The following is a 24,983-nucleotide window of genomic DNA, read 5'->3' as shown; positions in this document are numbered from 1 at the left end:
GGGCGCCCGGGCACGTCATCGCGCCCGCGTCACGACGACGGCCCCGCGCACGCCTGGCTGCAGGAGCGGGTGCGCGGGGCCGGCGGGGTCAGTCAGACTAGACGGACACCGTCTCCGAGCCGCGGCGGCGGCCCAGCACACGGTCGACCGCCAGCGCGCCGCCGCCGGTGAACCCGATGGCCAGGCTCGCCGCGGCGAGCGCCAGGACGAACTCGTAGCCGCCCTCGCCGGCGCTGAAGCCGCTGGCGGCGTGCACGAAGACGATCGCGCCGATCATGTCGAGGGCCAGCAGCGTGCCGACGATCGGCAGCGCGGCGCCGAGGATCAGCGCGAGGCCGCCCGCGACCTCCAGCACCGCCACGGCGGGAGCGGCCACGCCGGCCAGCGGAATGCCGGCGGACTCGAAGAACTTGGTCGTGCCCGCGATTCCCATGGTCGCGAACTTCTGGTAGCCGTGCACGAGGAAGATCACCCCGATGGCGATCCTCGCGAGCAGCAGGGCGACGGGACGCGCTTGGTCGACCATGTGACCTCCTTGACAGATTCGTTCAGATTTGAATGACAACTTTAGCGTGGAAGTTCAAATCCGAACAACCCGTAGGATGTGATGGTGGACACCCGATGGCTTGATGCGACGGAGATGGCGGCCTGGCGCGCCTTCCTGTCGGCCTCTCACCTGCTCGAGAGGCGCATTGAAGAGCAGCTCAAGTCGGCTGCCGGGCTGACCCATCCGCAGTACGAGATCCTGGTGCGGCTCGCCGACGCCCCCGGCAACCAGATGCGGATGACCGAGCTGGCCAGGGTCGTGGTGGTGTCGAAGAGCGCGCTGACGTACCAGATCACCCAGCTGGAGAAGGCGGGCCTGGTGGAGCGGGCCACGTGCCCGTCGGACGACCGGGGCGTGCTGGCGGTGATCACCCAGGCGGGCATACGGTGCCTGCAACGGGTGGCGCCAGGGCATGTGGAGGTCGTGCGGGCCTACCTCATCGACCAGCTCAGCCGCGAAGAGCTGCGCACGATGACGAGGGCCATGGAGAAGGCGGAGCAGGCCTTGAGGCCGTCCTAGGTCTTCGCCGCGGCGGCGCGGGCCGCGCGCTCCATCTCCACCCGGGCGCTGGCGGCGTACTTGTCGACGTATTCCTGCCCGGACAGCTCCATCAGCGCGTACATGATCTCGTCGGTCACCGCGCGCAGGACGAGGCGGTCGTCCTCCATGCCGTAGTAGCGGGAGAAGTCGAGCGGCTTGCCGAACTTGACGCCCGGCCGGATGCCCAGCTTGGGGAAGGGCCGGCCCGGCGGCATCATCTCGAAGGTGCTGACCATGGCCCACGGGATGACGGGCGCGCGGGATTCCAGCGCCAGCCGGGCCACGCCGGTCTTGCCCTTGTAGAGGCGGCCGTCGGGCGAGCGGGTGCCCTCGGGGTAGATGCCCAGGATGTTGCCCTCGCGCAGGATGCGCAGGCCGGTGCGCAGCGCCGCCTCGCTGGCCTTGCCGCCCGAGCGGTCGATGGGCACGGTGCCGACGCCGCTGAAGAACAGCCGGGTGAAGAAGCCCTTGATGCCGCGTCCGGTGAAGTAGTCGGACTTGCCGAGCGAGATGACCTTGCGCTTGAGGTGCAGCGGGCCGAAGAAGTGGTCGGCGAACGACAGGTGGTTGCCGGCCAGGATCACCGGCCCCTCCCTGGGCACGTTGTCCACGCCGTCGGCCCACGGCCTGAAGACGAGGTGGAGGATCGGCCCCAAGATGGCCTTGACCACCCAGTAGAACACCCCGGCACCTCTTCTCCTGCACGTTGTCGGCGGGCAGAGTCATCTTCCCATCCCGCGGGCCGTGCTCCTACACCAGCTCTCGCACAATCCCCCCCGAACGTGCGACGATCGGGCCGTTCCAGAGGAAATCGCTGGAATGAAACAGCATGGAGGAGCTGTTATGCCGCTCATGCCAGGCGCGGAGCCCTACCACCACGACGGAGGCCAGATCGGCGTGCTGTTGTGCCACGGGTTCACCGGCACGCCTCAGTCGTTACGGCCGTGGGGGGAGTTCCTGGCCGCGCGGGGGGTGAGCGTCTCGCTGCCCCGCCAGCCGGGGCACGGCACCCGGTGGCAGGAGATGAACCGGACGCGGTGGGAGGACTGGTACGCCGAGGTGGAGAAGGCGTTCGAGGACCTCCGGGGCCGCTGCGCGGAGGTGTTCGTGGCGGGGCTGTCGCTGGGCGGCTGCCTGGCGCTGCGGCTGGCCGAGGTGCACGGCCCGGCGATCAGGGGCGCCGTGCTGGTCAACCCGTCGATCGCCAACGACGTGCCGCTGCTGAAGCTCGCTCCGCTGCTGAAGTGGTTCGTGCCGTCCGTGCCCGGCGTCGCCAACGACGTCAAGAAGCCCGGCGTGACCGAGCTGGCGTATTCCCGCACCCCGGTGAAGGCGGCCGCGTCGCTGCCCGGGCTGTGGGCGCTGGTGCAGGCCGACCTGGCGAAGCTGACGCAGCCGCTGCTGGTCTTCCACAGCGTGGACGACCACGTGGTGAAGCCGACGAGTGTGGCGATCATTCGCCAGAAGGTCCCGCAGGCCACGATCGAGGAGCTTACCGATAGCTACCATGTTGCGACGCTCGACAACGATGCCGACAGGATCTTTGCCGGTAGCCTCGACTTCATCCGGACACATGCCTCGGTACCCTTGCAGAGGGACTGATCGCACCCAGGGGGAAGTCGCGATCGCTGTGGAGAGGCCCATCTAGGTGACGCCCCAGAGTGACGAGGACGAGGTCTGGCGGCAGATCGTCGCGTCCTTCAACGACACGGCCGAGCGCGACTCGGCCGACCAGCCATGGCCGGACAGCGAGAACGTCCCAGCCGAGCCCACCCGGCGGGTGGTCAAGCCGTCGGAGGAGCTCGAGGAGGACCTCGACGACCCCGAGGACAAGCACGACGACGGCGAGGAGGAGGGGGAAGAGGGGCACTACGTGCCCCCTCCTCCTCCCCCGCTGCCCAAGCTGGACCTGGCGACCAAGCTGGCCTGGGTGGCGCTGTTCGGCGGGCCCGCGTACCTTCTGGTCGCCGCGATGGCGAACTGGCACATGGAGGGGTGGGCGCTGTTCACCGCGGTGGCGGCGTTCATCGGCGGGTTCGTGGCGCTGGTGGTGCGCATGGGCGAAGGCCCGCCCAACGACTCCGGATGGGACGACGGGGCGGTTCTGTAGGGCTCAGGACTTGGCCTCGGTGGTCCTGGGGGCGAAGGACTCCACGACGTCGGTGTAGCGGTCGGCGGTGTCGACCGCGTGCCCGACGGCCCAGACCGCGCTCTTGCCCGCGAGGTAGGCCACGGCCTGCAGGCGGACGCTGCTCCGGTTGCTCTTCCCGCCGCCGCGGATGATCTCGCAGTCGCCCTTCTCGCAGCGCACCATGAACGGCTCGGCCGCTCGCTCCGGGTCGTAGCCGGCCATCCAGAAGCGGCCCTTGCCGTCGCCGGTGACGCCGTAGAGCCGGGCGTCGGAGTCTGGCAGGCGCTGCTCCTTCCAGCGCTTGCCGTTCCAGGTCAGCATGAGCGGGGAGATGTCGCCCGGACCGCGGTAGACGCCGCCGACCGCCACCGCCCGCTTGGCGCTGTCGGCCTGGATGTCGCGCAGGTAGCCGCCGGGGATGGAGGGCAGCGGCATGGACTTCCACGTGCCGCCGGAGTAGTGGACGACCAGCGGCTCGGTGCCGGTGTCACCGACGGCGAACCCGCCCGCCACCGCGTACAGCGCGCCCTTCTCCTTGATCTGCTGCACGTTCCAGGTGTTGCCCTGGCCGGTGAGGATGAGCCCCTGCTTGTCGCGGCTGCCGACCGCCACGACCTTGCCCGGCTTGGCGTCGACGCCGCCGAGCCAGTCGCCGGCCCGCAGCACCTGGTCGCCGGTCCGCAGCACCTGCGGCCTGACCCGGTCGAACCCGGTCACGTCGCCGTGCGCGATGTACGGCAGCCCGTCGTGCCCGTCGCCCACCGCCCACACCTCGGACGGCGCGGCGGCGGCCAGGCTGCGCAGGTTGCCGGCCGCCGTGGCGTCGCGGATGGCGACCTCGGACCATCGGGCACCGTTCCAGTGGCGGATCGTGCCGCGGTTCTTCCACACGTCCCAGATCTCCTGCTGGCCGACCGCCCACACGTCGGCGGAGGAGATCGCGAGCACGTCGGAGAGCGAGCCGTCGGCCTGGAGGCGCACGCTGGTCGACTGCTGCCACGCCTCTATCGTGGGGGGGCGGCGAGGATCGGCATGCGCGGCGGGCGCGACCTGCGGCAAGGCCGCCGACGTCGACAGGAACGCCGCCAAGAACAAGGAGAGCGCACGCCGCTGAGAGCGACGGGTCATGGTGCAAATGCTACGGGCTGACCGGCCCTTCTTGCCCGTTAGTGCCCAACTCGCAACTCCGCGACGACGGGAAGATGGTCGCTGGCCCCTGCCAGATCGGCGATTCCGGCGTCCACTCCCCCGCACGACACGACACGCGTGTCGCGCGCGGCGAACACCCCGTCGATGCGTACGGCGGGCCGCTCGGCGGGGAAGGTCAGCCCGTCCCCCTTCGGCGCCACCGCGTAGCAGTCGGCCAGCCGCCCGGCCAGGTAGCGCCAGGCCGGCTGGTGCGGCTGCTCGTTGACGTCGCCGCCGAGCACGATCGCCGCGCCGTACGGGGCGGCCGCGCGCTCCATCAGCGCCACCGCCTCGGCCGCGTGGTGCACTCTGGCCGGGTCGTTGAGGTCGAGATGGAGCGAGCCGACGGCCAGCCGCGCCCCCTCGGCCTCCACGACGGCGACCGCGAGCCCGCGCAGCTCCAGCCCGAGGAAGACCCGCAGCGCGTGGCTCTCGGCCCGCAGGACGCGCACGCGGGGGCCGGCGAGCACGGCCACGCCGCCCAGCCTGCCCGGGGTGGCCAGCCGCATCCCTGCCGCGGCGGCCAGCGCGCGGCGCCTGGCCCGCCAGCGGTAGAACCTGGGCGCCTCCTGCACGCACAGCACGTCGGCGCGCATGGCGGCGATGACCCCGGTCAGCGCGGGCACGCTGTCGCGCAGCCCGTGCAGGTTGTAGGTGCCGACCCTGATCGTCACGCGGTCCTAGCGCAGCCTGGCCAGGTCGGCCGCGCCCACCACCCCTGCCGAGGCGCCCAGCTCGGCCAGCCGGATCTCGGCGAGCGGCCGGTGCCCGTGTCCGGTGATCCGCTCGGCGTAGGCCTCGCGGGCACGGTCGATGAACAGGTCGGCGGCCCTTGACACGCCGCCTCCGACGATGAAGCAGCCGGGGTCCAGCACGGCCGCCAGGTCGGCCATGCCCTGGCCGAGCCAGTCGGCGAAGGAGGCGAAGGCGGCCAGTGAGACCTCGTCGCCCAGCCGCGCGGCCTCGGTGACCTCCTCGCCCTCGATCTTGCCTCCGGCGAGGCCGAGCAGGATCTCCGCCTGCTCCGGCCGGGCCGCGGCCAGCTCCCTGGCCTCCTTGACGAGGCCCTGGCCGCTGGCGTACTGCTCCCAGCAGCCGATGTTGCCGCAGCCGCACGGCCGCCCGCCGGGCTGGACCTGCATGTGGCCGAACTCCGCGCCCGCTCCCCAGCGGCCGCGGTAGAGCGTGCCGTCGAAGACGAGGCCGCCGCCGATGCCGGTGCCCAGCGTGATGCAGACCACGTGGGACTGGCCGCGCCCGGCGCCGAACCTGGTCTCGCCCCAGGCCATGGCGTTGGCGTCGTTCTCGATGACGACCGGCAGGCCGACGAGGCCGCTGATCTTCTTCTGCAGCGGCTCATCACGCCAGGCGAGGTTGGGGGCGAAGCGCACCATGGACCGGGTCTCGTCGATGAATCCGGCCGCGCCCACCCCGACGGCCTCGATGGCCCTGCCGGCGGACAGCTCGCGAACGACGTCGGCCACCGTCTCGGCCACCACGTCGGGGCGGTCGGCGGCGGTGGGCCGCAGCGTGTCGGCGACGATCTTCCCCTGGTCGTCGACCACACCCGCGGCGACCTTGGTCCCGCCGATGTCGACACCGATCGTGAGCATGCCCTTCGTTCTCCCTATCCCAGATCTATGTGTTCCACGTTGTCGTGGCGGTCACGATTGTCGCGCGTCCGCTGCTGCGTGCTCGGGGCGGGCTTGCTCAGCGTGTCCAACGCCTCGCGGACGGCGGCGAACAGCTCGCCGCCCGCGGCCATCAGGTGCCCGGTCACGTCGGAGCCCGACTCGCGCCGCGCCGCCATCGCCCGGCAGAGCGGGCAGGCCCGGCAGATGTACTCGTCGTGGGACTCGGAGACGGCCTCTTCCCACACGTCCCGCTCCCGGCGGCCGCCGCCGGTGAACGAGTTGAACACGGTCTTGCCGACCTGGCGCGTGGCGCGTCCCTGGATCGAATCGAACAGCTTGCGCGCCTCGTCGGCGACGGTCCCGATCGGATCTCTGTTGTTGCTCTCGGTCATCTGGCCCTCCCTGACGTATGGGGTCGCTCCTCCGGGGTCAGGACTCGTCCCCCGAGCTGAACGCTACCCGCAGCACGCCGTCCCGGAGCGCCGCTCCACTGATCCTCCTGCGCGCCAGGGCCACGGGCAGCGCCAGGATCCTCCGGTACGGTCCCGCGGTGACGATCAGCTCGTCGCCCTTGCGGGCCAGGTCCACGTCGTCGCGGTCGGCCCCCGGCAGGGCGAGGGCCAGCTCGTCCGCGCTCATCCGCAGCGGCGGCTCGACGGCGGGAGGCGCGAACGGATCGCTGTCTCCGTAGAGCCCGGCGCCCACCTCGGCCAGCGCCTTCTTGCCGACGGGCTCGGCGGGCAGGTAGGGGACGACGTGGATGGGCAGCGGCGCGAACGACTGCTCCGCCTCGGCCAGCAGTCGCGACTGCGCCGCCACCCACTGGGCGCGCCACTCGTCGGCGCCGTCCGCCGGGAAGACCCGGTTGGCGATCACGGCGTCGACGCGGTAGCCGTACAGGTTGAGCGAGGTGAGGGTGCGCCGGGCCTCGGCCAGCACCACCGACTCCGGGGTGAGCACGAGCCGCACGGAGGCGTGGTCGCCGGTGAGCAGCTCGCGCACCTCCATCAGGCCGCGGTGGAAGCGCTCACCCGCGTTCATGACGTCCTCGCCGGGCGCGCTGACGCCCGCGAGGCCGCGCACGAACGGCGAGACGAGGCGCACGAGCTTGCGGCCGACCGGCATGAGCCTGCTGACGTGCCAGTCGAGGGCCTCGGGCAGGGCCAGCAGGCGCAGCGTCTCGGCGGTGGGCGCGCAGTCGACGACGATCACGTCCCAGCGGCCCTCGCGGGCGTGCTCGCGCAGCTCCAGCAGGGCGATGACCTCCTCGGCGCCCGGCAGCACCGTGATCTCCTCGGAGGTGATCTCGTCGAGGCCCAGCTCGGTCAGTACGCCCCTGGCGTATTCCTGCAGCTCGCCCCAGTGCCGCTCCAGCGACTTCTGCGTGTCGACCTGGTGCAGGTGCAGGCCGGGAGCGACCTCGCCGGGCTCGACGGCGAGCGCGTCCGCCAGCGAGTGCGCGGTGTCGGTGGAGACGATGAGCGTCTTGAGCCCGCGGGCGGCGGCGAGCGTGGCGGTCGCGGCGGCGGCGGTGGTCTTGCCGACGCCGCCCTTGCCGGTGAAGAGCAGGACTCGCGGGCTCAACTCAGCGGCCTTCGACGCGCTTCTTGAGCCCCTTGAGCGCGGTGTCCACGATCACCTTCTCCGCCTTGCGCTTGATCATGCCGATCATGGGCACGCTCAGATCGACGGTGAGCTCGTACGTCACGTCGGTGCCACTGCCCCGGTCGGCGAGCCGGTAACTCCCTCTGAGGTCGGAGACCATCTTCCCCGGCTCGGCCACCTGCCAGCTGACGGCGTCGTCGCCCTGCCAGGTGTAGCTCAGGGTGTAGGTGTCGCTGATCATGGCAGCGTCGAGCATGAAGCGCACGGTCCGCGGTCTGCCGTCCTCGCCGGTGCTGAGGACCTCCGCGCTCTTGATCGATCCCGCCCAGTCCGGGTAGGCGGGGAAGTCCGCGATGACCGCCATGACATCGGCGCGACCGGCGTCGATGGTGGTGCTCGAAGTGGTGCGATCAGCCATGCGACCACCGTAGTGCACAATCCGCCGCTTGCGGTGGACCAGGGGATGCGGCGGCCGGTTCACCACTCGAGGACGAAGGGAACGCCCCTGCCGCGGAAATGGCCCACGTTCACGCATTCGGTGCGTCCGACGCGGGCGCGGCCGTGCAGCGGGTTGTGCACGTGGCCGAACAAGGCGTAGCGCGGCTGCGTCCGCCTGATCGCCTCCAGCGTGGCCTCGCTGCCGCGCTCGAACCGCCGGGCCACGACGTCGTAGAGCAGCTCGGGCACGGCGGGCGGGATGTGGCAGCACAGCACGTCCACCTCGCCGACCGCCTCGACCCTGGCGGCGTACTCCTCGTCGCTGATCTCGTACGGCGTGCGGTAGGGGGTCCTGAGACCCCCGCCCACGAACCCGAACCGCAGGCCGCCGATCTCCGCGGTCTCGCCGTCGAGCACCCGGTGTCCGGGGCGCAGGTAGTCGGGCCACAGGCGCGGGATGTCCACGTTGCCGTACGTCAAGTAGGCCGGGGTCGGCATGGCGGCGAAGAGGGTCGCGTACTGGGCGCGGACGTTGCGCTCGATGTGCTCGCGCGGGTCCCCGTCGAGGGTCGCCCACAGCGCCGCGGACATCGCCCTGGCCTCGTCGAACCGTTTGGCCGTGCGCAGCGCGATGAACTCGGCGGCCTTCTCCGCCCCGAACAGGTCGGCGAAGATGCCCTGCGCGTGGTCGTCGTAGTCGATGAAGAGGATCAGGTCGCCCAGGCAGATCAGCGCGTCCGCGCCCTCACCCGCCACGGCCAGGGCGTCGGCCCTGCCGTGCACGTCACTGACAACATGGACCCTCATGAGGGGATCCTAGGTGCAGTGGCTGCTAGCGTGATAAATGCCCTTCATCCGATGAGAAACCTGCTTGATGGACTGCCGCTACGGTCCGGACGCGGCACAGGAGCAGGGCGGCGGTCTCAGAAGGTTTCTTGTCGGTAGCCTCAGACGAAGCTACCAACGCGTAACTTTAGGCGGTAACGTCCAGGCGTCCCCGAAGAGGAGCTGATTCGTGCGCGAGTACACCGTCCCGGTCCTGGTCGACGTGCCTGCCTCGGCGAGCCTGGCCGACACGGTCTTCAGACGGGCCGAGCAGGAGCCCGGCGCCGTCGTCATGCGCCGCAAGAGCGACGGCGGGTGGCCGGTGGTCACCGCGTCCGAGTTCCGCGACCAGGTCGTCGAGATGGCCAAGGGGCTGATCGCGGCGGGCGTGGAGCACGGCGACAAGGTGGCGCTCATGTCGCGCACCCGATACGAGTGGACGCTGGTCGACTACGCGATCTGGTCCATCGGGGCGGTCACCGTGCCGATCTACGAGACCTCGTCGGTGGAGCAGGTCAGGTGGATCCTGTCCGACAGCGACGCCAAGGCGGTGTTCGTCGAGCTGGACACGCACGAGGAGACCGTGCGCGAGGCGTCGCCCGGGCTGAAGGCCGTCTGGCGGGTCGACGGCGCGCTGGAGACCGGCGACGTCGCGGACTCCGAGGTGGACCGGCGGCGCGAGCCGGTCGGCGGCGCCGACCTGGCCACGATCGTCTACACCTCCGGCACCACGGGACGCCCCAAGGGCTGCCGCATCACGCACGACAACCTGCTGTTCACCGCGCTCAACGTGCTACGGGGGCCGCTGGAGCCGCTGTTCGCCACCAAGGACCCGGCGGCGCTGCTGTTCCTGCCGCTCGCGCACATCTTCGCGCGGATGATCCAGGTGGTGCTGATCGAGGCGGGCGCGGTCATCGCGCACACGCCGAACATGAAGAACGTCGCCCCGGACCTGCAGGACTTCAAGCCGACGTTCCTGCTGGGCGTGCCGCGCGTGTTCGAGAAGGTCTACAACGGGGCCGAGCAGAAGGCCATCGCGGGCGGCAAGGGCAAGATCTTCGCCCGCGCCGTGGACGTGGCCGAGTCCTGGAGCCGCGCGGAGAGCTCCGGCGGCGCGCCGCTGGGCCTGCGGCTGCAGCGGGCCGTCTTCGACAAGCTCGTCTACTCCAAGCTGCGCGCCGCCACCGGCGGGCGGCTCTCGGCGGCGGTGTCCGGCGGCGGAGCGCTGGGCGAGCGGCTCGGCCACTTCTTCAGGGGCGTCGGCATCGAGGTCTTCGAGGGCTACGGCCTGACCGAGACCTCCGCGCCGTGCTCGGTCAACATGCCGGGCGCCAACAAGATCGGCACCGTGGGCAAGCCGCTGCCGGGCGTCACGCTGGGCATCGCCGACGACGGCGAGATCCTCGCCAAGGGCAGGAACGTCTTCGCCGGCTACTGGAAGAACGACGAGGCCACGGCCGAGGTGATCGACTCCGACGGCTGGTTCCACACCGGCGACGTGGGCGAGCTGGACGCCGACGGCTATCTGCGGATCACCGGCCGCAAGAAGGAGATCCTGGTCACGGCGGCGGGCAAGAACGTCGCGCCGGGGCCGCTGGAGGACGCGCTTCGCGCCCATCCGCTGATCTCCCAGGCCATGATCGTCGGCGACGGCCGCCCGTTCGTGGCCGCCCTGATCACCCTGGACCCGGAGGCCCTCCCGGCCGGGTCGCCGGTGAGCGAGCTGCGGTCGGACCCGAAGGTGCTGGCGGAGATCCAGACGGCGGTGGACCGGGCGAACCTGTCGGTGTCCAAGGCGGAGCAGATCAAGAAGTTCACGATCCTGGACGCGGACATCACGGAGGACAGCGGGCACCTGACGCCCACGCTGAAGGTCAAGCGCGGGGTGGTGCTGCGCGACTTCGCCAAGGAGATCGACGAGCTGTACGGCGGCCGCTAGACCGCCGCCCGTCGCAACGGCGCGGCACGACCGTCTCAGGGTCAGGCCGCGCCGGCGACGACGGCGGACCGTTCCGTGGCCGCCAGGATGGCGGCGAGGGCGTCCCTGGCCGCCTGAAGCCCGGTGAGCTGCTCGTCCAGGCCCGTGAGCCGATCGCGCAGGTGGCCGAGGGTGCAGACGTCGAGGGCGTCGCCGGAGCCGGACACGCACGGCAGCACGTCCTTGATGATCCTCGTCGGCAGCCCGGCGGCCAGCAGCGTGCGGATGCGCCGCACCACGACCGGAGCCGGCGCGATCGCGCTCCTGCGCAGGGCCGTGGAGCTGGGCGTGAATCTGATCGACACGGCCGACGCCTACGCGCTGGGAGCCAACGAGGAGCTGATCGCGGAGGCCCTGCACCCGTACGCGGACAACGTGACGGTGGCCACCAAGGTCGGCGTGGCACGCCCGTCCCCTGCCGAATGGGTGCCCCTGGGACACCCTGCCTACCTGCGCCAGCAGGCCGAGCCGGCCCTGCGGCGGCTGCGCGTGGACCGGATCGATCTGCTGCAGCTGCACAGGATCGACCCCGCCTACCCGCTCGCCGACCAGACCGGGGCGCTCAAGCAGCTCAAGGACGAGGGCAAGGTACGCCACGTCGGCCTGTCCGAGGTGGGCGTGGACGAACTGCGCCAGGCGGCGGAGATCACCCCGATCGCGACCGTGCAGAACATGTACAACCTGGCCACGCGCGGGCACGAGGCCGTCGTGGACCACGCCGCCGAGCACGGGATCGCGTTCCTGCCGTTCTTCCCGATCGCGGCGGGCACGCACGCGGGTCCCGGCAGCCCGCTGGCGGAGGTGGCGGCCGAGATCGGCGTCACGCCGGCGCAGGCGTCGCCGGCCTGGCTGCTGCGCCGCTCCCCCACGGTGATCCCGATCCCGGGCACCTCCTCGATCGCCCATCTGGAGGAGAACACGGCCGCGTTGTCGATCAAGCTGACCGACGACCAGTACGACCGCCTGTCGGCCGCCGCTCTCGTCATGTCCGCCGCCGGTTGATCGCCGCTCCGTCGGTGTCACGGTAGCCGCCGGCCTGGAGGCGTGAGCGCGGGGCTAGGCGATGACGAGCTCGCCGACGTGCTCGGCCAGCGCCTCCCTGGCGGGGGGCGGCAGCCCGGCGTCCGTGATGAGCACGTCGGCCTCGCCGAGCCTGGCGATGGTGCTGATGCCGACCATGCCCCACTTGGTGTGGTCGGCGAGCACGACGAGGCGGACCGCGGCCTCCACGAGCGCGCGGTCGGTCTCGGCCTCCATCATGTTCGGAGTGGTGAAACCGGCCCTGGCGGTCATGCCGTGCACGCCGAGGAACAACTGGTCCACGTTGAGCTGGCGGATCGACGACACCGCGACCGGCCCCACCAAGGCGTCGGAGGGGGTGCGGACGCCGCCGGTGAGGATCACCGTGTGGTCGGCGCGGCCGGAGCGCTGGAAGACGTCGGCGACGCGTACCGAGTTCGTCACGACGGTCAGGGCGGGGACGGCGGCCAGGCGGTGCGCGAGCGTCCATGTGGTGGTGCCCGCGGACAGCGCCACGGCGGTGCCGGGGCGGACCAGGGCGGCGGCGTGGCGGGCGATGGCCCGCTTCTCCTCCTCCTGGCGTACGGCCTTCACGGCGAAGCCCGGCTCGTCGGTCGATCCGGCGCCAGATCCGACAACGGTGGCGCCGCCGTGCACCTTGAACAGCAGACCGCGCTCGGCCAGGAGCTCCAGGTCGCGCCGGATGGTGATGTCGGAGACGCCGAACGCCCGCACCAGCTCGATCACCCGTACGCCGCCGTTCTGCCTGACGAGGTCAAGGATCGCCTGCTGACGTTGCGGGGCGAGCATCGCATCACCAATTCCCAACAGGTTCCGACACCTTCCCGATCGCATCATGACACGATCGCGGCGTCGCGACTGTGGCTGATTCGTCATGAATCCGGGCGTTGACAGTGCGAAATGTTGGCTTTTCGATGAATGAAGATGAGTGAACTCGGGGGAATCTGAAGGGTCCGGCTAGGAGGAACCCACCATGGACCATCGACTGCCGATATCCCGCCGCAATTTACTGTTCGGAGCCGCCGCCCTCGGCGTCCCGGCCGCGCTCGTCGGATGCGGATCCGACGCCCCCTCCGCCGCCCCCGGCGGCACCGCCTCAGGCAACCTCGGCACGATCACCCTCGGTTCCAACGCCTCCGACGAGATCCCCAAGAAGTCCCTGGAAACCCAGGTCAAGGCTTTCACCCAGGCCACGGTCAAGATCAACACGGTGGATCACAACACGTTCCAGGAGAACATCAACCGCTACCTGAGGGGCACGCCGGAGGACGTGTTCACCTGGTTCGCGGGCTACCGCATGCAGTTCTTCGCCGAGCAGGGGCTCGCCATCGAGATCTCGGACGTGTGGCGGGAGATCGGCGGCGACTACACGCAGGCGTTCAAGGACCAGTCGACGGGCATCGACGGCAAGCAGTATTTCGTGCCGTCCACGTACTATCCGTGGGCGGTCTTCTACCGCAAGAGCCTCTGGCAGGAGAAGGGGTACGAGCCGCCCGCGACGCTGGACGAGTTCACCGCGCTGGCCAAGAAGATGAAGGCCGACGGGATCATCCCGATCGCGTTCGCCGACAAGGACGGCTGGCCGGCGATGGGCACGTTCGACATCCTCAACATGCGGATGAACGGCTACGACTTCCACGTCTCCCTCATGCAGGGCAAGCAGTCGTGGACCGACCCGAAGGTCAGGCAGGTGTTCGACACCTGGCGGGGGCTGATGGAGTACCACCAGCCCGCGGCGCTGGGCCGCACCTGGCAGGAGGCCGGGCAGTCGCTGGCGCAGAAGAAGACGGGGATGTACCTGCTGGGCATGTTCGTCGCCCAGCAGTTCCCGGAGGCCGACCGGGACGACCTCGACTTCTTCACGTTCCCGGAGATCAACCCTGCGTACGGCACCGACTCGATCGACGCCCCCATCGACGGCTACATGATCTCCGCCAAGGCCAAGAACGTGGACGGCGCCAAGGCGCTGCTCAAGCACCTCGCCCAGGCCTCCTCGCAGAACATCGCCACCAAGCTGGACCCGGGCACCCTCGCCGCCAGCTCCAAGGCCGACACCTCCGGCTACAGCGCCCTGCAGAAGCGCGGCGCCGAGCTGGTGTCGAAGGCCACGCACATCGCGCAGTTCCTCGACCGCGACACGCGGCCGGACTTCGCCTCCACCGTGATGATCCCGTCGCTGCAGTCGTTCGTGAGCAAGCCGAACGAGATCGACTCCTTGCTGACGAGCATCGAGAAGCAGAAGGCCAACATCTTCCGCTGATGGCCGCCAAGACCCGTCGCTACTCCGCCCGCGACGTGACCATCCTGGTCATCGGGCTGGGGGTGGCCGTCATCGTCAACGTGGGCCTCATCTGGGGGCCCACGCTGGCCTCCGCCGGGCTGTCCGGCACCGACTGGAGCGGCATCGGGCCGATCGAGTGGATCGGCGGCCAGAACTACCACGACCTGGCCGCCGAATACCCGCCGTTCTGGTCGGCCGTCCGCAACAACGTGCTGTGGCTGGGCTTCCTCGGGCTGGTGGCGACGCCGTTCGGGCTGTTCTGCGCAGTGCTGCTGGACCGGCGGCTGCGGATGTCGCGGTTCTACCAGAGCGCGCTCTACATGCCGGTCGTGCTGTCGCTGGCCGTCGTCGGCTTCATCGCGCAGCTCGTCTACTCCTCCGACTACGGCGTGCTGAACGCGGTCACCGGGCTGACCGTGGACTGGCTCGGCGACAGCTCGATCAACATCTGGGTCGTCATGCTCGCGGCCGCCTGGCGGCACGTCGGGTACGTCATGATCATCTATTTGGCCGGGCTGAAGGCGGTCGATCCGGCGCTGAAGGAGGCGGCGGCCATCGACGGCGCCACCGAGCGGCAGGCGTTCTTCCGCGTGGTGTTCCCGACGCTGCGGCCGGTCAACGTGGTCGTGCTGGTCATCACCGTGATCGAGGCGCTGCGGGCGTTCGACATCGTCTACGCCATCAACAAGGGCAGAAACGGGCTCGAGCTGCTGTCGGTGCTGGTGACCGAGAACATCGTGGGCGAGGCCAGCCGGATCGGGTTCGGCTCGGCGATCGCGGTGATCCTGCTGGCGATCTCGCTGGCGTTCATCGTCACGTACCTGACGCAGATGTTCAGGGGGGAGGAGCGATGACACTGACCGCGCCCGCCTCCGCTCCCCCGGCGCAGACGCGGCAGGCGCCGTCGCGGCGGCGGATGCGGCCGCTGCGGATCCTGCTGCACTGCTTCCTGGCGCTGGTGGCGCTGGGGTGGCTGCTGCCGCTCGCGCTGGCGGTGTACGCGTCGCTGCGGCCGTACGACGAGACCGCCCGCCTGGGCTACTTCTCGCTGCCCGAGCACCTCACGCTCGACTACTACGGGCAGGCGTGGAGCCAGGCCGAGCTGCCCCGCTACTACCTCAACACGCTGATCATCGTGGTCCCCGGCGTGCTGATCACGTTGTTCATGGCATCGTTCACAGCCTTCGCGATCGCGCGGCTGCGCATCCCGGGGCGCAAGGCGCTGCTGATCGTGTTCACGGCGGGCAACCTGCTGCCGCCGCAGGTGCTCATCACACCGCTCTACACGCTCTACACGCTGATCCCGCTGCCCGCGTGGCTGTCGGACTCGCAGTCGCTCTACGACTCCTACCTGGGGCTGATCCTCATCCACGTGGCGTTCCAGTTCGGCTTCTGCGTGTTCGTCATGGCGAACTTCATGAGCACGATCCCCAAGGAGATCAGCGAGGCGGCGCTGGTGGACGGGGCCGGGGTGTGGAAACGTTACTGGCGGCTGACGCTGCCGCTGTGCCGTCCGGTGCTGGCGGCGCTGTCCACGTTGCAGTTCACCTGGATGTACAACGACTTCCTGTGGGCGCTGGTGCTGATGTCGTCGGGCGACAAGCTGCCCGTCACCTCGGCGCTGAACAACCTGCGCGGCCAGTTCTTCACCGACTACAACCTGCTGGCGGCCGGGTCGGTGCTGGTGGCGCTGCCGACGCTGATCGTGTTCCAGCTGCTGCACAAGCAGTTCGTCGCCGGGCTCACGCTGGGGGCGACGAAAGGCTAGGGGACCGCCAGAAGGGTGTGGAAGCGGGCCGCGACCTGCTCCCACGCCCACTCCCCCGCGATCCAGTGGCGCCCGTTCACGCCCATCTTGCGGGCCTTCGCCGGGTCGCTCAGCAGCTCGACGATCGCCTGCGCGATCTCCGCCTGGTCCTCGCCGTCCACGACGATCCCGGTCTCGCCCTGCTTGACGGCGTCGGGCGCGCCGCCGGACGCCCCGGCCACCACCGGCAGCCCCGTCGCGGACGCCTCCAGGAACACGATCCCGAGCCCCTCCACGTCCACCCCGCCCCACCGGGTACGGCACGGCATCGCGAACACGTCCGCGGCCGCGTAGTAGCCGGGCAGGGCGGCGGCCGGCACCGTGCCGGTGAACCTGATCGACTCGTGCCCGGCCGCCAGCCGTTCCAGCGTCCGCCGGTACGGTCCCCCGCCCACCAGCAGCAGCACGGCGTCGGGCACTGCCCGCAGCACGCGCGGCCAGGCCCTGATGAGCCGGTCCTGGCCTTTGCGCGGCACCAGCCGCGACACGCAGACCACGACCGGCCGGCCCGCCACGCCCAGCGCGGCCTTGGGCGCGCCGGGCCGGAACAGGCCGGTGTCCACGCCGGGCGCGAGGCGGACGAGCTTGGCCGGCGGGATGGCGGCGGACAGCCGCCGGCGGGTGTACTCGCCCAGGTACGTCACCACGTCGGCGTGCTCGCCGATCCGGCGCAGCACGGCGCGGAAGCCCGGCGCGCTCGCCCACGACGCCTCGTGGCCGTGGGTGAGCATCACCACCCTCCGCGCGCCCGCCCTGCGCAGTCGCGGCGCGAGCAGGCCGAGCGGGGCCGCCGCCCCGAACACGACGGTGTCCGCCCGGTGCTCGGCCACCAGCCGGGCCACCCGGCGCGCGACGGCCGGGGTGGGCAGGATGAGGCGCGTCGGGTGCCGCACCACCCGGTACGGCTGGTGCCGGTCGAACTCCTCGCAGCCCGGCCAGTCGGGGGCGTAGACGGCCACGCCCGGCGTGCGCAGCGCGAGCCCGTGCACGAACGACTGGATGCCGCCGGGCCTGGGCGGGAAGTCGTTCGTGACGACGACCACGTTGGTCACGGCACCTGTCACGGCACTGGTACGCCGTTCAGCTTCGCCCACGAGCGGGCCAGGGCGATGCGCTCGGGGCTGGAGGGATGGGAGGCATAGAGCACATATTCCACCGCATCCGGCGACAAGTCGGAAATATTGGTAACTGCCAGGCGTTTCTGCATCGCCACGAACGTGGCCGGGTCCCTGGTGAGCTCCAGCGCGTGCACGTCGGCCCTGGCCTCGATGTGGCGGCTGATCAGGTTCTGGGCCGGTCCCATGAGGAACGATCCCAGGCCCATCAGGCCGATGAGCGCGCCGACCGCGCGGGGGTCGGCGATCGAGGTGACACCGGCGCGGCGGCGTACCGGGCCGGACAGCAGGAACAGCAGGACCGCGCCGAGACCGGCGCCGAGACCGCCGATGAGCGTGCCGTAGAGCACGTCGTCGTATTTCGCGTGGCCCAGCTCGTGCGCCACCACCAGCTCGACCTCGGGCCGCGGGGCCTTGAGCAGGTTGTCGTAGACGACGATGCGGCGCGTGGCGCCGAAGCCGGACACGTACGCGTTGAGCGCGGTCGTACGGCGCGAGGCGTCGGCGACCAGCACGTCCTCGACCGGCACGCCGTCCCGCTCGGCCATGGCCAGCAGGCTCGTCCGCAGCGGTCCCTGCGGCATGGACGTGAAGTCGTTGAACAGCGGCTCGAACACCACCGGATACACGAACGACGCCACCACCGTCAGCGTGAACGCCCCCGCGGCGGCCGGGATCCACCAGCGCTTGACCCGGCGGGCCAGCGCGACGAGCGCGAACAGCATCAGGGAGAGCAGGACCACCTCCACACCCGTGCCCTTGAGCCGGTCGCCGGCCCAGGCCGCCCAGTCCTGGGTGGACAGGCCGTAGTCGCGCAGGATCATCTCGAACCACATGCCGATCGGCCACCGGATCAGCTCGGTGAGCGCGGTGATGACGAGGACGCCCAGGATCATCCGCACCCACCGGGGGCCCTTGAGCCATCCCACCGCCTCGGCGCCGATCGGGGTGGCCGCCAGGAGGCCCGCGATGATGAGCGTGAGGGCCAGAGAGAGGTAGCTCGGGAGGGTGGTGGCCGCGTCGAACGCCTGGGACCTGGCGATCTCGGCGGCGCTGAAGTCGCGGGCCGGGTCCGGCGGTCCGGTGGCGATCACCCGCCACGGGGTGCTGAAGGCGGCCACGGCCAGGATCACGGCCCCCAGCACCAGGAGCACGATCGCGGCCTGCCGCCGCAACCGGCTCTCGCCGGCGTTCGCGCCGTCCCCTGGGGCCACGTCTCCGCCCTCGGCCGGGTCGCTCGAGTCCGGATCCCCGGCGGGGTCGCTCGAGCCCGGATCCCCGGCCGCGGGCCCGGGCTTGCGGATTTCCTGTCGTTCGCTCATGCGCCTCCCCCTTTTACGCGAGCTGGTCTCGCACGTACGCGCGCCACCGTGCCGTCAGCGTGCCCACGGAGAGCCCCAGCGAGGCGAGCGCCCGATCGACGCCGGCCGCCTGGGCATCACGGTAGAGCCTCACCAGCGTCTCCTCACCGAAGCGGTCAGCGAGGAAGCGACACGCCAGCCAGGCCTCCTGGTACGCCCGTGCGAGCCGTACGGGGTCCCGGCCGTCCGCCGCGAAGGCCGCAGGTCCGGGCAATTCGCTCGGGAGCCGCCCGGCGTGCACCTCTTCGGCCAGTTCGGCGGCGGCGGTCCGCAGGGGGAGGCCGGCGTCCCGGTAGCCGACGTAGTCGGCGAAGCCCTCGTACAGCCAGATGGGCAGGCCGTCGGTGCCCGCCACGACGTGGGTGAGCTCGTGCGCGAGCACGACGTCCTTCCCCGTGGAGTTGAGCCGGGCGAAGACCTCGGGGACGACGATCACGCGGCCGCGGCCGGCCACCGCGGCCAGCCCGTCGAGCCGTTCCACCCCTGCCAGGCGGGCGGCCTCGCGGGCGGACTCGGGGACGACGACGAGCGGTCGCACGGGGACGCGGAGGACGTCCGAGACCCGGCGCCCGGCGGTGTCGGCGCGGCGCGCCAGGTCGCCGAGGGCGGGGGAGGCCCGGCGGCCGACGACCACGGACCGCGTTCCGCGGGCCACGACGGCTTCCTCGCGCCACAGATCGCGCGCTTCAGGGGGAAATCCGGGGATGGGGGCGCTGGCGGGGACGAGGAGCAGGAGAGCGGCCACCACGGCTCGTCGGCTCACCTGCTGGGACACGATGCCCGATCGTAGTCCGCCGCGCCGGAGGACCCCGGAAATGGGACCGCCCCGCCCGATTCCTCGGGCGGGGCAGTGTCACATGCCGGGACGGACCGCGCCGACGAACGACGACTTGCGCCATCCGCTCAGCTTGACGACTTGCACCCGTTTGCCGCTACTCGGCGAGTGCACCATCTTGCCCTTGCCGACATACATGCCCACATGGCCGAGCCCTCTGAAGAACAGCAGGTCGCCTGGCTGGAGATTCCTCCAGGAGACCTTGTTCCTGATGCGGGCGAACTGGCTGGCCGCCACGCGAGGGAGCGTCACCCCGGCCTTCTTCCAGGAGTACTGGGTCAGACCGGAGCAGTCGAACGAGCCGGGACCTTCGGCGCCGTAACGGTACGGGTCACCGACTTGACTCTTGGCCACGGCCACGGCCTTGCGGGCCTTCGATTGCTGCCGAGCGATCCTGAGGGCCTTGGCAGACTTCGCGGACTTGGCGGTGGAGGCCGCCTTCGCCGTGGTGGTCCTGGCCGAATCGCTCGTCGTTGCCGCCTCAGCCGTTGGGGCATGGAGGATCAGACCTCCGGCCGCCACGGTCATCGTGAGCGCTACACCACTCAGGGCAAGGCGGGACAGGCGGGGGTTGTGCAGAGAGGTAGACAGGATGTCTCCTTGGGACTTCCACGAATGCCTACCGGGTTAGCTGACGGATTCGGGCCTGGAAGTAGCCCTACGGCGCGTTGAGCGCCGATTCACCCCTGATCCCGGGGGAACGGGATCGTTGGTTCCCCGGCTCCGTGCCTCCTGGCTGCACGGACTCGGCGGGCCGCCGCCTGTTCAGGTGTTCTCAATGGGGATGCGCGGCGGCGACCGGCGGATCTGTATCTGTCTCACATCGGAGGTCCGATGTCGGTTCGCGGTGACATGGCTTGTCGCCGCGAGGCCAGAAGCTACGCCGAAACGTCAAGAATCAGCAAAGGGCGAGTCAGGTTGTAAAGATCAGACAGGGGGTCTTGTCAGATTTGAAACCCCTGCTGGAACACCAGGTTCCGTTACGCAAATGTGACTCTGCTCACAATTGCCGGACCACCCCTCTGTAAGGTCCCGATTGCCCCTTTTGTCACACCTTGCGCGCCGTCACCCTGAACCCCGTCGATGGGAGCGTTCCATCAGAGATCCGTTCCCGTTCGATGCGGTAAAGGTCATTGAGGAGCGCAATGCTGCCGTTTGTCACCTTTCCGCCGATATATCGCCACAAGTACGGTTCTCGCCTCAAGCTCGTGATCTCGAACCGCTCGGCAAGGGCGGCGATCATGCCGTCCGCCGGCGTGTGATCCACGTGCGCCGCGCGCCACCGCTCGGCCGGGTCGCCCCCGGGACCCTCCAGGGCGGGCGGGAAGTCCGCCACGCCTGCGGCAGACAGCAACGATCCGGTATCGTAGAACCAGACGGCCGCGGCCCGGTCGGCCCAGTCCCACGCGAACTCGTCCACGACCAGCAGCCCGTCCTTTTCCAGCAGGGCGGACACTCGATCCAGCGCCGCCTCCAGCGGATGCACGTGATGCAACGAGAGCGACATGACGATCACCTCGAACAACGATCCATCGTCGTAGCCGGGATAGCAGGCGATGTCGGCTCGTAGCGCGGGGACGCCGGCCGCCCGGGCCGCCTCGACGGCCTCCTGAGAGATGTCGATCGCGGTGACGTCATGGCCCCGTCTCATCAGCTCGGCGGCCAGCTCGCCGCGCCCGCACCCGGCGTCGAGCACCCGTCGTGGCCCCTGTGGGAGCACCTCGCTCAGCCATGTGTCCTGGTGGTTGTCCATCGTGTCCATAGATGGAGCATGACGGCGTCGAGCCATGCGCACCACTGCGGGTTGGGCATGTTACCCATAAGCTCGACGCATGCTTGATCTATGGTCGCTGAAGGTGCTGACAGAGGTCGGGAGGCTGGGTTCGTTCTCAGCCGCGGCCGAGGAACTGTCCATGACGCAGCCCGCCGTGTCCCGGCAGATCGCCACGCTGGAGCGTCAGACGGGGGTGCGGCTGTTCGAGCGGCTGCCGCGCGGGGTCCGGCCGACGGACGCGGGGCGGGCGGCGCTGGAGCAGGCCGGCGAGGTGCTCAGGGGAATGCGGCTGTTCGAGACACGCATGCGGGCCTTCGCGACGGCCGAGGCGGGCCGGGTCAGGGTGTCGGCGTTCCCGAGCGCCGCGACCACTTATCTGCCCGAGCGGTTCCGGTCGTTCGCGGGCCGGCATCCGGGCGTCGAGCTGTCCCTCACCGTCCGGTCCGGGGAGCACGACCCGTGCGCGGCCGTACTGGACGGCGATACGGACATCGCCTTGCTGACCTCGTGGGACGTGGCCGGTGCGACAGGTGTCGTTCTGACGCCGGTGCACGAGGACGAGCTGCTGGTCGCGCTGGCGGCCACTCATCCGCTGGCCCAAGGGAGCCGGGTGCGGCTCCGGGATCTGGCGGCGGAGCCGTGGATCGACGGCACCCACCCGGACTGCCTGGGGCCCATCTCGCAGTTGGCGTCGGCCCTGGGAGGGACGCCTCGGATCAGCCATGTGTGCGACGACTGGAACGGCCGGCAAGGCCTGGTGGCGGCCGGTGTGGGCGTGATGCTGTACCCGTCGATCGCCGGCTACTCCGCCGCCCGTCCCGACATCCGCCTCCTCCGCCCGTCCCCGTCCCTCCCTTCCCGCACCATCCTCGCCGCCGCCCTCCCCCCGACAGACCGCCCTCCAGCGGTCTCCGCCTTCCTCGCCGCCCTCACGACCCCCGAACCGACCGCCGCCCGGGTCCCGCCGCGCCGCCGCTCCCGGTAGCGCGTCCAGAGCCCCGGCCGCCGACCCTGTCAGGTGGTTGCCACGGCGGACGGCGGCACACGCGCGGGCGCAGGCCCGTCATTCACGCGACACGCGCACGACGGCCACCCACCCGGCGCTCGGGGCCACAGGCCTACGCCCGCCACAACCACCGCCCGGCGCCGAGGGACACGCCATACCGGCGGCTCCACCCAAACGCACACCCCACCGGCTCCTCGGCGCCAGGGCCGGGCAGGCCGGCGCGATGAAATGCTCACGCGAAGACGCTCACCCCCAGCCCTGCGGGGTGCGGCTCGGGGTGGGTCGTTGTGCGCGCGGAAGAGGTGTGGCGGGCGAAGGTGAGCCGGGGTCGGGAACGAGCGGGTGATGGGAACCGAAACCGGGCTGCGGGCGGGCCGAAACCCGGCCCCGCTGGAACCAGGCCGACCCGGCATGAAGGGCCCCGCCCCAACCGGCCGAACCGGGGGAGGCTACGGGCGGATGGCGCCCACGAGGCGGCGGCCGTACGCGGAGAGCTTGACGACCTTGACGACGTCACCAGTCTGAGGGGCGTGCACGATCTGCCCGTTGCCCGCATAGATGCTGACGTGCCCCAGCCCTTCGCTGAAGATCAGATCTCCGGGCTGCAGGTCGTTGATGTCCACCTTGCGGTTGGCTCCCCACGCCCACTGCTGCCACGTCGTACGGGGCAGCGACACACCCGCGGCCCGCCAGGCCGCCTGGGTCAGGCCGGAGCAGTCCCAGCCGCCCGGCCCCGTCCCCCCGTACACGTACGGCTTGCCGACCTGCGAGAACGCGAACCGCAGCACCGCCGCCCCGCTCCCCGACGCCGGCCCCGTGTACTTGAGCCCCACGCTGTTCGGGTTCCCGGGGTTGTAGGCGCCCAGTTTCTTCAGGAGCTTCTTCTGCTCGGCGATCAGCTTGAGGATCTCCGAGCGCTCCTTCTCCACCCCGTCCCGTTCCCGGTCCGCCGCCTCCAGCGCCTCCTGCGCCTTGTCGCGCTCGCCCTTCAGCCCGCGGTTCTCCCGGTCGAACGCGGCCAGCTTCTCGGCCCGCTCCTGCGTGATCTGCCCCGCCAGCGCCAGCCGCGCCAGGAGGTTCTCGGGGTGGTGCGCGCCGACGATCGAGGGGAGGGAGGTGACGTCGCCGCCGAGCCGGTAGTTGTCGACGGCCATGTTGATCACCTGGGAGCGCAGCTCGGCGACCGTCTCCAGCTTGCGCTTGTAGCTGTCGTTCAGCTTGGCGTAGGTGGTCTTGGCCTTCTTGTACCGCTCCGTCGCCGTGTTGTACTGGTCGACGACCTTGTCGGCCTTGTTGTTGAGCTTTTCCAGCTTGGCCTTCGCCTGGTTGATCGTGGGCTTGGGATCAGCGACGGCCGCTCCCGCGGGGGACACCACCAGCCCGAACGCGATTCCCGCGGCCACCGGTACCCAGCCAAACCTCACTGCGTCGCCTCCCAGGGAAAACATCTGGGGCGAAATAGTACAGAAGCGGCGGGTGAGGTCTCACCCCAACCACTCAAAACTGAGCAAGTCGTAATCTAGGCGCGGCCCAGGCGGCGCAGCAGCAAAGCAGACGGAACGGGTCTGGCTCCCATGCGCCTGACGGATTCGGCCACCTCGCGGTCCGAGGACACCACGGCGATGGCCCGGCCGGGCGGCTCCGCGCGGACGAGCTGGCGGATGAGATCGTCGGCGATCTCCCCCGGCGCGCTGAACAGCACTCGCACCCCGCGGGGCGCGACCACCTGGACGGGGGCGTTGAGCTCGGCGCCGTCGAACACCACGGTCACCTCGACCCTGGTCTGCGCGACCAGCCCGCCGAGCCCGGTCATCAGCCGGTTGCGCTGGTCGGCGAGCGTGAGCGTGCCGTAGCCGGACTTGGTGACGTTGTAGCCGTCGATGACCAGGTGCACCTGCGGCACCGCCAGCAGCTGGTCGAGCAGCTGCGGGTCGTCGTCGGCGAGGGCACGCGCGGGCACGGCGCGCACGCCGGGCCGCTCCCCCGTGCTGGCGGCGACCGAGTCGGCGGGCCGGCTGATCGTCGTGGGCAGGGCGAGCTCCCTGCGCAGCCCGGCCGAGGCGTCCTGCAGCGCGTCGAGCAGCACCCTGATGCGGGCGTCCTCGATGCTCCTGCCTTCGCGGGCGGCCCGGCGGGAGGCCTCCAGCTGCCGCTCCACGTCGGCCAGCCGCTCGCGCAGCCGCCGCAGCTCGGACTCGCCGGCGTTGCCCGCGGCCACGGCGGCCGACCTGGCCTCCTCGGCCGCGCGCTCCATCTCCTCGGCCCGCCCGACCGCGGCCTTGGCGCGCTCGCGTGCGTCATGGAGCTTGCGCCGCAGGTCGGAGTTTTCCGCGCGGGCGAGCTTGAGCTGCTCGCGCAGCCGGTCGGACTCCTCCTTGGCGGCGCTCTTCTGGGCGGCGAGCTGCTCGCGCAGCCGAGAGACCGCCTCCTCGCGCTCCGATCCCTCGGCCGCCACGGCGGACTGCTCCAGGTCGGTGCGGGCGACCTCGATCATCTCTTCCCAGCCGGGCGGCCGGGTGAGGTATGCCGCCGCGGCCACGAGCACCGGATCGGCGGCGGGCGGCACGTTGCCCTCGGCCAGCGAGGACACCAGCTCGGGCCATCCGGCGGCCACCGACTCGGCGACGATCTCGCGGAACTTCTTGTCGTTCTCCAGTTGCGCGGCGATGGGCGCGCTGCCGAGTTTGGCCCGTTTGCGCGGGTCGAACTTCGCGATGCCACGCAGCGGCGGCGGTATGGAGACAGCGGGCATCGTCCCGAGAACCTGAGCCGCCAGGTCGACGACGTTGAGCCGCACCTGCTCGGGAAGCGGGCGAGACAGGCCTTCACCCGCTGAACTCATCCCACTTGTCCCTTCGTGACATGCCCTTTCAGACA

At 70.6% G+C, this 24,983-nt stretch carries 27 protein-coding genes and 1 riboswitch; of the genes, 9 read left to right on the top strand and 18 right to left on the bottom strand.

Annotated elements, in window-relative coordinates:
- Positions 1-97 precede the first annotated feature (97 nt).
- Positions 98-526, bottom strand: a complete 429-nt coding sequence (locus tag ACIBX3_RS17830) for a DoxX family protein (RefSeq protein ID WP_397118106.1) — start codon at positions 524-526, stop codon at positions 98-100.
- An 81-nt stretch (positions 527-607) separates the two neighbouring features.
- Here ACIBX3_RS17830 and ACIBX3_RS17825 point away from each other — a divergent pair, with 81 nt between their 5' ends.
- A complete protein-coding gene (locus tag ACIBX3_RS17825; protein ID WP_397118104.1) occupies positions 608-1,066 on the top strand; it encodes a MarR family winged helix-turn-helix transcriptional regulator in 459 nt (152 codons plus the stop codon).
- On the opposite strand, the gene ACIBX3_RS17820 is transcribed toward ACIBX3_RS17825, so the two are convergent.
- Positions 1,063-1,770 (bottom strand): lysophospholipid acyltransferase family protein, encoded by a 708-nt coding sequence (locus ACIBX3_RS17820; protein WP_397118102.1) that lies wholly within the window; start codon positions 1,768-1,770, stop codon positions 1,063-1,065. The two genes, ACIBX3_RS17825 and ACIBX3_RS17820, sit on opposite strands and share 4 nt — an antisense overlap.
- A 160-nt stretch (positions 1,771-1,930) precedes the next feature.
- Between ACIBX3_RS17820 and ACIBX3_RS17815 the strand changes: the two genes are divergently transcribed.
- Positions 1,931-2,689: an alpha/beta hydrolase gene (locus ACIBX3_RS17815; RefSeq protein WP_397118100.1), complete on the top strand. Its 759-nt coding sequence runs from the start codon at positions 1,931-1,933 to the stop codon at positions 2,687-2,689.
- Positions 2,690-2,735: 46 nt separating this feature from the next.
- Positions 2,736-3,197: a hypothetical protein gene (locus ACIBX3_RS17810; protein WP_397118098.1), complete on the top strand. Its 462-nt coding sequence runs from the start codon at positions 2,736-2,738 to the stop codon at positions 3,195-3,197.
- A 3-nt stretch (positions 3,198-3,200) separates the two neighbouring features.
- Here ACIBX3_RS17810 and ACIBX3_RS17805 read toward each other — a convergent pair whose 3' ends face one another.
- Genes ACIBX3_RS17805 through ACIBX3_RS17775 form a run of 7 tightly spaced genes read right to left on the bottom strand, consistent with a single transcriptional unit; the run spans position 3,201 to position 8,890 of the window.
- On the bottom strand, positions 3,201-4,346 hold the full coding sequence (locus ACIBX3_RS17805) for a hypothetical protein (protein ID WP_397118096.1): 1,146 nt from the start codon (positions 4,344-4,346) through the stop codon (positions 3,201-3,203).
- Between the two features lie 38 nt (positions 4,347-4,384).
- On the bottom strand, positions 4,385-5,080 hold the full coding sequence (locus ACIBX3_RS17800) for an endonuclease/exonuclease/phosphatase family protein (RefSeq protein ID WP_397118094.1): 696 nt from the start codon (positions 5,078-5,080) through the stop codon (positions 4,385-4,387).
- A 6-nt stretch (positions 5,081-5,086) separates the two neighbouring features.
- Complete coding sequence (locus ACIBX3_RS17795; protein ID WP_397118092.1) at positions 5,087-6,019, bottom strand: ROK family glucokinase; 933 nt, start codon at positions 6,017-6,019, stop codon at positions 5,087-5,089.
- Between the two features lie 14 nt (positions 6,020-6,033).
- Positions 6,034-6,432 carry a hypothetical protein gene (locus tag ACIBX3_RS17790; protein WP_397118090.1) on the bottom strand — a complete coding sequence of 133 codons (399 nt, stop codon included), beginning with the start codon at positions 6,430-6,432 and terminating at the stop codon, positions 6,034-6,036.
- A gap of 37 nt (positions 6,433-6,469) precedes the next feature.
- Positions 6,470-7,624 carry an ArsA family ATPase gene (locus ACIBX3_RS17785; protein WP_397118088.1) on the bottom strand — a complete coding sequence of 385 codons (1,155 nt, stop codon included), beginning with the start codon at positions 7,622-7,624 and terminating at the stop codon, positions 6,470-6,472.
- 1 nt (position 7,625) lies between these two features.
- The gene (locus ACIBX3_RS17780; RefSeq protein WP_397118087.1) at positions 7,626-8,063 is read right to left on the bottom strand and encodes an SRPBCC family protein; all 438 of its coding nucleotides are present in this window, start codon (positions 8,061-8,063) and stop codon (positions 7,626-7,628) included.
- Positions 8,064-8,122: 59 nt separating this feature from the next.
- Positions 8,123-8,890, bottom strand: a complete 768-nt coding sequence (locus ACIBX3_RS17775) for a metallophosphoesterase (RefSeq protein WP_397118085.1) — start codon at positions 8,888-8,890, stop codon at positions 8,123-8,125.
- Between the two features lie 208 nt (positions 8,891-9,098).
- Here ACIBX3_RS17775 and ACIBX3_RS17770 point away from each other — a divergent pair, with 208 nt between their 5' ends.
- On the top strand, positions 9,099-10,847 hold the full coding sequence (locus tag ACIBX3_RS17770; RefSeq protein ID WP_397118083.1) for an AMP-dependent synthetase/ligase: 1,749 nt from the start codon (positions 9,099-9,101) through the stop codon (positions 10,845-10,847).
- A 41-nt stretch (positions 10,848-10,888) separates the two neighbouring features.
- Here ACIBX3_RS17770 and ACIBX3_RS17765 read toward each other — a convergent pair whose 3' ends face one another.
- Positions 10,889-11,191, bottom strand: a complete 303-nt coding sequence (locus ACIBX3_RS17765; RefSeq protein ID WP_397118081.1) for a hypothetical protein — start codon at positions 11,189-11,191, stop codon at positions 10,889-10,891.
- On the opposite strand from ACIBX3_RS17765, the gene ACIBX3_RS17760 reads away from it, so the two are divergent.
- Positions 11,175-11,888: an aldo/keto reductase gene (locus ACIBX3_RS17760; protein WP_397118079.1), complete on the top strand. Its 714-nt coding sequence runs from the start codon at positions 11,175-11,177 to the stop codon at positions 11,886-11,888. The genes ACIBX3_RS17765 and ACIBX3_RS17760 overlap by 17 nt on opposite strands.
- Positions 11,889-11,942: 54 nt before the next feature.
- Here ACIBX3_RS17760 and ACIBX3_RS17755 read toward each other — a convergent pair whose 3' ends face one another.
- Positions 11,943-12,716 (bottom strand): DeoR/GlpR family DNA-binding transcription regulator, encoded by a 774-nt coding sequence (locus ACIBX3_RS17755; RefSeq protein ID WP_397118396.1) that lies wholly within the window; start codon positions 12,714-12,716, stop codon positions 11,943-11,945.
- A 184-nt stretch (positions 12,717-12,900) separates the two neighbouring features.
- Between ACIBX3_RS17755 and ACIBX3_RS17750 the strand changes: the two genes are divergently transcribed.
- The 3 genes from ACIBX3_RS17750 to ACIBX3_RS17740 are packed head-to-tail and all read left to right on the top strand — an operon-like array spanning position 12,901 to position 15,976.
- Positions 12,901-14,187, top strand: coding sequence for an ABC transporter substrate-binding protein (locus tag ACIBX3_RS17750; RefSeq protein WP_397118077.1), 1,287 nt, complete (start codon positions 12,901-12,903; stop codon positions 14,185-14,187).
- On the top strand, positions 14,187-15,062 hold the full coding sequence (locus tag ACIBX3_RS17745; RefSeq protein ID WP_397118075.1) for a carbohydrate ABC transporter permease: 876 nt from the start codon (positions 14,187-14,189) through the stop codon (positions 15,060-15,062). The genes ACIBX3_RS17750 and ACIBX3_RS17745 overlap by 1 nt, the downstream gene beginning before the upstream one ends.
- Positions 15,059-15,976: a carbohydrate ABC transporter permease gene (locus ACIBX3_RS17740; protein ID WP_397118073.1), complete on the top strand. Its 918-nt coding sequence runs from the start codon at positions 15,059-15,061 to the stop codon at positions 15,974-15,976. The genes ACIBX3_RS17745 and ACIBX3_RS17740 overlap by 4 nt, the downstream gene beginning before the upstream one ends.
- Here the strand turns inward: ACIBX3_RS17740 and ACIBX3_RS17735 are convergent.
- The 5 genes from ACIBX3_RS17735 to ACIBX3_RS17715 form a co-directional block, all read right to left on the bottom strand.
- On the bottom strand, positions 15,973-17,067 hold the full coding sequence (locus tag ACIBX3_RS17735; protein ID WP_397118071.1) for a glycosyltransferase family 4 protein: 1,095 nt from the start codon (positions 17,065-17,067) through the stop codon (positions 15,973-15,975). The genes ACIBX3_RS17740 and ACIBX3_RS17735 overlap by 4 nt on opposite strands.
- A gap of 8 nt (positions 17,068-17,075) precedes the next feature.
- Positions 17,076-18,452, bottom strand: a complete 1,377-nt coding sequence (locus tag ACIBX3_RS17730; protein WP_397118069.1) for a M48 family metallopeptidase — start codon at positions 18,450-18,452, stop codon at positions 17,076-17,078.
- Positions 18,453-18,465: 13 nt separating this feature from the next.
- A complete protein-coding gene (locus ACIBX3_RS17725) occupies positions 18,466-19,266 on the bottom strand; it encodes a hypothetical protein (RefSeq protein ID WP_397118067.1) in 801 nt (266 codons plus the stop codon).
- 78 nt (positions 19,267-19,344) lie between these two features.
- The gene (locus ACIBX3_RS17720) at positions 19,345-19,854 is read right to left on the bottom strand and encodes a C40 family peptidase (protein ID WP_397118065.1); all 510 of its coding nucleotides are present in this window, start codon (positions 19,852-19,854) and stop codon (positions 19,345-19,347) included.
- A 73-nt stretch (positions 19,855-19,927) separates the two neighbouring features.
- Positions 19,928-20,088, bottom strand: a riboswitch (cyclic di-AMP (ydaO/yuaA leader).
- A 286-nt stretch (positions 20,089-20,374) separates the two neighbouring features.
- A complete protein-coding gene (locus ACIBX3_RS17715; protein WP_397118063.1) occupies positions 20,375-21,088 on the bottom strand; it encodes a class I SAM-dependent methyltransferase in 714 nt (237 codons plus the stop codon).
- 70 nt (positions 21,089-21,158) lie between these two features.
- Here ACIBX3_RS17715 and ACIBX3_RS17710 point away from each other — a divergent pair, with 70 nt between their 5' ends.
- Complete coding sequence (locus tag ACIBX3_RS17710; RefSeq protein ID WP_397118061.1) at positions 21,159-22,085, top strand: LysR family transcriptional regulator; 927 nt, start codon at positions 21,159-21,161, stop codon at positions 22,083-22,085.
- Between the two features lie 470 nt (positions 22,086-22,555).
- Here ACIBX3_RS17710 and ACIBX3_RS17705 read toward each other — a convergent pair whose 3' ends face one another.
- Positions 22,556-23,530, bottom strand: coding sequence for an NlpC/P60 family protein (locus tag ACIBX3_RS17705; RefSeq protein ID WP_397118060.1), 975 nt, complete (start codon positions 23,528-23,530; stop codon positions 22,556-22,558).
- A 95-nt stretch (positions 23,531-23,625) separates the two neighbouring features.
- A complete protein-coding gene (locus ACIBX3_RS17700; RefSeq protein ID WP_397118059.1) occupies positions 23,626-24,948 on the bottom strand; it encodes an NYN domain-containing protein in 1,323 nt (440 codons plus the stop codon).
- Positions 24,949-24,983 lie beyond the last annotated feature (35 nt).

This window comes from Nonomuraea sp. NPDC049480 (assembly GCF_044465905.1).
GTDB lineage: Bacteria > Actinomycetota > Actinomycetes > Streptosporangiales > Streptosporangiaceae > Nonomuraea.
The sequence above is the reverse complement of the archived record's forward strand: the minus strand, read 5'-3'. Positions and strand labels throughout refer to the sequence as shown.

What these genes read in the sequence shown, in the direction of transcription:
- ACIBX3_RS17830 (WP_397118106.1), bottom strand. Translation starts at nt 526, where the DNA reads ATGGTCGACCAAGCGCGTCCCGTCGCCCTGCTGCTCGCGAGGATCGCC.
- ACIBX3_RS17825 (WP_397118104.1), top strand. Translation starts at nt 608, where the DNA reads ATGGTGGACACCCGATGGCTTGATGCGACGGAGATGGCGGCCTGGCGC.
- ACIBX3_RS17815 (WP_397118100.1), top strand. Translation starts at nt 1,931, where the DNA reads ATGCCGCTCATGCCAGGCGCGGAGCCCTACCACCACGACGGAGGCCAG.
- ACIBX3_RS17805 (WP_397118096.1), bottom strand. Translation starts at nt 4,346, where the DNA reads ATGACCCGTCGCTCTCAGCGGCGTGCGCTCTCCTTGTTCTTGGCGGCG.
- ACIBX3_RS17795 (WP_397118092.1), bottom strand. Translation starts at nt 6,019, where the DNA reads ATGCTCACGATCGGTGTCGACATCGGCGGGACCAAGGTCGCCGCGGGT.
- ACIBX3_RS17790 (WP_397118090.1), bottom strand. Translation starts at nt 6,432, where the DNA reads ATGACCGAGAGCAACAACAGAGATCCGATCGGGACCGTCGCCGACGAG.
- ACIBX3_RS17780 (WP_397118087.1), bottom strand. Translation starts at nt 8,063, where the DNA reads ATGGCTGATCGCACCACTTCGAGCACCACCATCGACGCCGGTCGCGCC.
- ACIBX3_RS17775 (WP_397118085.1), bottom strand. Translation starts at nt 8,890, where the DNA reads ATGAGGGTCCATGTTGTCAGTGACGTGCACGGCAGGGCCGACGCCCTG.
- ACIBX3_RS17755 (WP_397118396.1), bottom strand. Translation starts at nt 12,716, where the DNA reads ATGCTCGCCCCGCAACGTCAGCAGGCGATCCTTGACCTCGTCAGGCAG.
- ACIBX3_RS17750 (WP_397118077.1), top strand. Translation starts at nt 12,901, where the DNA reads ATGGACCATCGACTGCCGATATCCCGCCGCAATTTACTGTTCGGAGCC.
- ACIBX3_RS17745 (WP_397118075.1), top strand. Translation starts at nt 14,187, where the DNA reads ATGGCCGCCAAGACCCGTCGCTACTCCGCCCGCGACGTGACCATCCTG.
- ACIBX3_RS17740 (WP_397118073.1), top strand. Translation starts at nt 15,059, where the DNA reads ATGACACTGACCGCGCCCGCCTCCGCTCCCCCGGCGCAGACGCGGCAG.
- ACIBX3_RS17730 (WP_397118069.1), bottom strand. Translation starts at nt 18,452, where the DNA reads ATGAGCGAACGACAGGAAATCCGCAAGCCCGGGCCCGCGGCCGGGGAT.
- ACIBX3_RS17720 (WP_397118065.1), bottom strand. Translation starts at nt 19,854, where the DNA reads ATGACCGTGGCGGCCGGAGGTCTGATCCTCCATGCCCCAACGGCTGAG.
- ACIBX3_RS17715 (WP_397118063.1), bottom strand. Translation starts at nt 21,088, where the DNA reads ATGGACACGATGGACAACCACCAGGACACATGGCTGAGCGAGGTGCTC.
- ACIBX3_RS17710 (WP_397118061.1), top strand. Translation starts at nt 21,159, where the DNA reads ATGCTTGATCTATGGTCGCTGAAGGTGCTGACAGAGGTCGGGAGGCTG.
- ACIBX3_RS17700 (WP_397118059.1), bottom strand. Translation starts at nt 24,948, where the DNA reads ATGAGTTCAGCGGGTGAAGGCCTGTCTCGCCCGCTTCCCGAGCAGGTG.